This is a genomic window from Mixta theicola (genome assembly GCF_002895925.1).
Lineage (GTDB): Bacteria > Pseudomonadota > Gammaproteobacteria > Enterobacterales > Enterobacteriaceae > Mixta > Mixta theicola.
Map to the genome: position 1 here is coordinate 1 of NZ_NWUO01000032.1, position 5,007 is coordinate 5,007.

The 5,007-nt window shown below is 48.2% G+C and carries 3 protein-coding genes, 4 tRNA genes, 1 rRNA gene and 1 pseudogene; 1 reads left to right on the plus strand and 8 read right to left on the minus strand.

The annotated features are described in order from the left end of the window. The 5 genes and pseudogenes from COO59_RS20245 to COO59_RS20265 all read right to left on the minus strand — a co-directional run. Positions 1–348, minus strand: a pseudogene (locus tag COO59_RS20245) (GTP-binding protein); the annotation flags it as partial. 112 nt (positions 349–460) lie between these two features. Then, a tRNA-Thr gene (locus tag COO59_RS20250) sits at positions 461–536 on the minus strand. Positions 537–541: 5 nt separating this feature from the next. Next, positions 542–616: transfer RNA gene (locus tag COO59_RS20255), tRNA-Gly, on the minus strand. A 128-nt stretch (positions 617–744) separates the two neighbouring features. Further along, a tRNA-Tyr gene (locus COO59_RS20260) sits at positions 745–829 on the minus strand. A 10-nt stretch (positions 830–839) separates the two neighbouring features. Continuing rightward, positions 840–915, minus strand: a tRNA-Thr gene (locus COO59_RS20265). A gap of 597 nt (positions 916–1,512) precedes the next feature. Here COO59_RS20265 and coaA point away from each other — a divergent pair. Continuing rightward, on the plus strand, positions 1,513–2,463 hold the full coding sequence (gene coaA, locus COO59_RS20270; protein ID WP_103061448.1) for a type I pantothenate kinase: 951 nt from the start codon (positions 1,513–1,515) through the stop codon (positions 2,461–2,463). A 66-nt stretch (positions 2,464–2,529) separates the two neighbouring features. Here the strand turns inward: coaA and birA are convergent, their stop codons facing one another. The 3 genes from birA to rrf form a co-directional block, all read right to left on the minus strand. Next, a complete protein-coding gene (birA, locus tag COO59_RS20275) occupies positions 2,530–3,492 on the minus strand; it encodes a bifunctional biotin--[acetyl-CoA-carboxylase] ligase/biotin operon repressor BirA (RefSeq protein WP_103061449.1) in 963 nt (320 codons plus the stop codon). Continuing rightward, positions 3,489–4,526: a UDP-N-acetylmuramate dehydrogenase gene (murB, locus tag COO59_RS20280; protein WP_103061450.1), complete on the minus strand. Its 1,038-nt coding sequence runs from the start codon at positions 4,524–4,526 to the stop codon at positions 3,489–3,491. The genes birA and murB overlap by 4 nt, the downstream gene beginning before the upstream one ends. A gap of 356 nt (positions 4,527–4,882) precedes the next feature. Continuing rightward, positions 4,883–4,998 (minus strand): 5S ribosomal RNA (gene rrf / locus COO59_RS20285). Between the last annotated feature and the right edge of the window lie 9 nt (positions 4,999–5,007).

A 5,007-nucleotide genomic window follows, 5' to 3' on the forward strand; every position in this document is an offset into this window, starting at 1 on the left:
GGGTCTGCGGCATCGGGCCGTCAGTCGCAGCAACAACCAGGATAGCGCCGTCCATCTGAGCAGCACCGGTAATCATGTTTTTCACGTAGTCGGCGTGGCCCGGGCAGTCAACGTGCGCGTAGTGACGGCTCGGGGTGTCATATTCAACGTGAGAGGTGTTGATGGTGATACCACGTGCTTTTTCTTCCGGCGCGTTATCGATCTGATCGAATGCGCGCGCTGCGCCACCGTAGGTTTTTGCCAGAACGGTAGTGATAGCTGCAGTCAGGGTAGTTTTACCGTGGTCAACGTGGCCGATAGTACCGACGTTGACGTGCGGTTTGAACGTTCAAATTTTTCTTTAGACATCGATTGTCCCTCTAAGACACGGTTAAATCGGTGATATCACCACATCAACCAGGCATCGCCTGTGCTGTTGAATTTTTTTGTACAGGAAGAATCAGGGAGGGAGATAAAGAAGTGGTGCTGATACCCAGAGTCGAACTGGGGACCTCACCCTTACCAAGGGTGCGCTCTACCAACTGAGCCATATCAGCACATCTGGAGCGGGCAGCGGGAATCGAACCCGCATCATCAGCTTGGAAGGCTGAGGTAATAGCCATTATACGATGCCCGCAACCTGGAACTCGGCTACCTGTTCTTTCTGTAGCAAATGAATAATAAGTTAAGGATGCTTATTATTCGAGCTTCGAGCCAACTTGCGTTGCTTGCTGACTCTGACTGTGCTTGAGCTCAGTCTGAATATGGTGGTGGGAGAAGGATTCGAACCTTCGAAGTCTGTGACGGCAGATTTACAGTCTGCTCCCTTTGGCCGCTCGGGAATCCCACCTGATACTTGATGGTGCCGGCTACCGGAATCGAACTGGTGACCTACTGATTACAAGTCAGTTGCTCTACCTACTGAGCTAAGCCGGCATCAAGTGAGGCGCATTCTAGGAAGACCGGCTGGCGTATGCAACAAAAAAATCGCGATAAATGTTTTATCGGTCACTATTTGTGCAATTATTCGCAAATTTAGGTTTTTTTGAAGAAAAAACAACCATTCCTGCTGCTGCCATACGGTCACGAAAGCGCGGCTTCTCTTTTTTCCGCTATTTTTTTACGTTGAAATGCTGACATTGCTAATGCCATTTTTTCTTGTATTGCGCCTGAGCTGCCCGCCTGGATTACGCGCAAAAAGACAGATGAAAGCCAGAAAAAACTTTTTATGTGACATATATCACACTTTATTTATACCCTTGCGAAACCGAACGGGTTGCGTAGCTAAATTTATAGCCTGAACGAGCCGATGACTTTTTATCCCGGCTGCCCTGCTCCCTTTCCTTTTTTAATTAACAAAAACTGCGAGAATCATTCCGATTGCTTTTAACGATGCATTTTTTTCCTTCTTTTTCTCCTGTTACTGGTGTTAACCTCCTGCGCATTGTTTTCTGAAATTACCTTCAGGGCACAGGAAGATCGCTATGCTTACCTGTCGCCATTCGGTAAATATCTGCTGGCAGAAGCATGCTTATGAGTAATAAAGAGCCCTCGTTTACTACCCCGTATCTGTCATTCAGTCGCCAACAATGGGCTGCTTTGCGTGATACTGTCCCGATGACATTATCAGAGGATGAGATCGCTCGTCTGAAAGGTATCAATGAAGATCTCTCCCTGGAAGAAGTGGCTGAGATCTATTTGCCTCTCTCTCGCCTGCTGAATTTTTATATTAATTCTAACTTACGGCGTCAGGCGGTACTGGAGCAATTTTTAGGCACAAACGGGCAAAAAATCCCTTATATCATCAGTATTGCGGGCAGCGTAGCCGTAGGAAAAAGTACTACCGCACGCGTTTTACAGGCTTTGCTAAGCCGCTGGCCCGAACATCGTCGCGTCGAATTAATTACTACGGATGGTTTCCTTCATCCGAACGCAGTATTAAAAGAGCGCGACCTGATGAAGAAAAAGGGGTTTCCTCAATCCTATGATATGCATCGCCTGGTCAATTTTGTTGCCGACCTCAAATCAGGTGCTACCGAAGTAACCGCTCCGGTTTATTCTCATCTGATTTACGATGTTATTCCTGATGGGGATAAAATCGTACAGCAGCCGGATATTTTAATCCTTGAAGGTTTAAACGTACTGCAGAGCGGAATGGATTATCCCCACGATCCGCATCATGTATTCGTTTCTGATTTTGTTGACTTTTCTATTTACGTAGATGCGCCTGAAGAGCTGCTGGAAGATTGGTATATCAACCGGTTCCTGAAGTTCCGAAAAGGTGCTTTTACCGATCCCGATTCTTATTTTCATCATTACGCTCAGCTATCCGAAGAGGAAGCCGTTAATATCGCCACCCAACTGTGGAAAGAGATCAACTGGCGGAACCTGAAGGAAAATATTTTACCAACGCGGGAGCGTGCCAGCCTGATCCTTAGCAAAAGCGCTAACCATGCAGTTGAAAAGGTGCGGTTACGTAAATAAGGCTGGATGCGGCTTCTGGCGGGATATTTGCTCCGCCAGAAGCAAACTTATCGATGCGATAAACAATTAATTTTGCGGTCGTAAGGATATTTCACCGCCTATCCAGGACTTCGTCACACCATTTTGCTCAAGCAATAGCCCACCTTGATGATCAATACCGCGAGCGATACCCAATACTTCACGATCGCCAATCAGTAACTTAACCGGCCTGTTGATAAAGTTATCCAGCCGCTGCCAGCGAGGCAGGAAAGGTGCCAGCCCCTCTCGTTCAAAATCACGCAAACTATGACGTAATTGGTTTATCAACAGGCTGACAAGTTCGTTGCGGTTAATAGCGATACCGGCCTCTTGCAGGTTGATCCAGCCCTGGTTCACCACGCTGGCATCGGGTGTGCGCATTTTCAAATTGATACCTGCGCCAAATACAATTTGCGCGGCATCGCCTGTTTTGCCGATCATTTCTACCAGGATGCCTGCCAGTTTACGATCGTTTAGATAAAGATCGTTTGGCCATTTCACTCTTACGCCATCAGCACCCAGCCGCTGTAATACCTCAGCAATAACAATGCCGATAACTAAACTTAAGCCCATCGCCGCGGCTGGTCCCTGTTCAAGACGCCAGTACATTGAAAGATACAGATTGGCACCGAAAGGAGAAAACCACTGACGTCCACGACGTCCACGCCCCGCCTGTTGATATTCGGCAACGCAGGCATCGCCCGTTTTTAGCGAGCCCATGCGTTCTAACAGGTATTGGTTAGTTGAGTCTATAACGGGTATAACAGCCAGCCCCTGTTGTTCCAGGTTCTGATTGATTTCCGCTTCATCCAGTAACTGAACAGGAGCAGGCAGACAATAACCCTTACCCGTGACGGTAAATACATCCAGCCCCCACTCCTTTAAGGTCTGGATATGTTTGTTTATCGCGGCGCGGCTCATACCGAGCTTTTCGCCAATTTGTTCGCCTGAATGGAATTCACCATCAGCTAAAATAGAAACTAATTTTAACGGTACGCTGTTATCTTTCATGAAATGACCTCAACGGCATTTTTCTCTCCGTTAGCGCCAATAAAACGCACTTCCGGTTCCAGCCAGACGTTAAATTTTTTGCCCACGCGTTGCCTGATTTCACGGGCTAATGCGACAACATCCTCCGCACTCGCCTCTTCTGCATTAATTAATACCAGGGCCTGCTGCTGATGAACGGCCGCCCCGCCAATGCGATAGCCTTTTAGCTGACATTGGTCGATAAGCCAGCCAGCAGCCAGCTTAATTCCACCGTTACTTTGCAGATAATGTGGAGCGTGCGGAAAGGTAGCCAGCAAAGACGCTGCCTGCTCTGCATTAATAACCGGATTTTTGAAAAAGCTACCGGCGTTCCCGGTTACTGCCGGATCGGGCAACTTACTACGGCGCATGTGGCAAACGGCATCAAAAATTTGCCGTGGCGTTACGGTTGCAGGATCGATCTTAGCCAGATCGCCATAGCTCATTACGGGTTGCCACCGCTTAGGTAAGCTAAAACCAATGCTGATAATCGCATAACCGTGCTGCAGGCGATGCTTAAAGATGCTATCGCGATAGCCAAACTGACATTCCGTCGCCGTCAGGCGATTAACCTGGCCGCTTTCCAGCTCAAGGACATCAACCCATTCACAGACATCTTTTAACTCAACGCCATAGGCACCAATATTTTGAATAGGTGCAGAACCGACGCAGCCGGGTATTAAAGCAAGGTTTTCCAGGCCGGTGATATTTTGCTGCAGCGTATAGGTTACCAGAGAATGCCAGTTTTCACCGGCACCTACCTGTAAATGCCAGCTATCATCACTTTCGGTAATAGTGATTCCTTTGATGCGGTTTATTACAACTATGCCGCTAAAGGCTTGCAAAAACAGGACATTACTGCCCTCACCTAATAATAAGAAGGGTAAATTACGCTGATGACATTCACGCCAGGCTGCAAGAATAGCTTGCGGCGATTCTGCGTATACAATTTTTTCTGCGCCCGTTTCAATGGCAAAGGTATGTAATTTTTTAAGTGAAAATGCAGGACTGGACATGAAGCGGCCTTTTCCGATTAACTGCGCTCAGTTTACCCGATCGGTACAGCGGGGAGAAAATTTTATCCTGTCAGGCTGGAAAGCGTATTCGAAAATAAAATACATCCTGAGAAGCAGAAAGTCATAGCCCTGGCGGCAAAAGATCTCGTTCAGGGAATTGTAGTTCGCTAAAAGGGGAAAGTAGTTAAATCAGATACTATCCAGACAGCGCTGGAAGACCTAAAGCAGGAATGGCAGGTTAAAGAGGCGGCAAAGGGGGAGGTAACGCGTAAGGTTAATCCCGGCAACCGGCGTTTCGCCGGCCGCCAGACACGAAAAAGCCCCAGCTTTCGCTGAGGCTCCGTCGTTTATTGGATGCCTGGCAGTTCCCTACTCTCGCATGGGGAAGCCCCACACTACCATCGGCGCTGCGGCGTTTCACTTCTGAGTTCGGCATGGGGTCAGGTGGGACCACCGCGCTCTCGCCGCCAGGCAAATTCTG

Coding starts and splice junctions, on each gene's coding strand:
- coaA (WP_103061448.1), top strand. CDS start 1,513: ATGAGTAATAAAGAGCCCTCGTTTACTACCCCGTATCTGTCATTCAGT.
- birA (WP_103061449.1), bottom strand. CDS start 3,492: ATGAAAGATAACAGCGTACCGTTAAAATTAGTTTCTATTTTAGCTGAT.
- murB (WP_103061450.1), bottom strand. CDS start 4,526: ATGTCCAGTCCTGCATTTTCACTTAAAAAATTACATACCTTTGCCATT.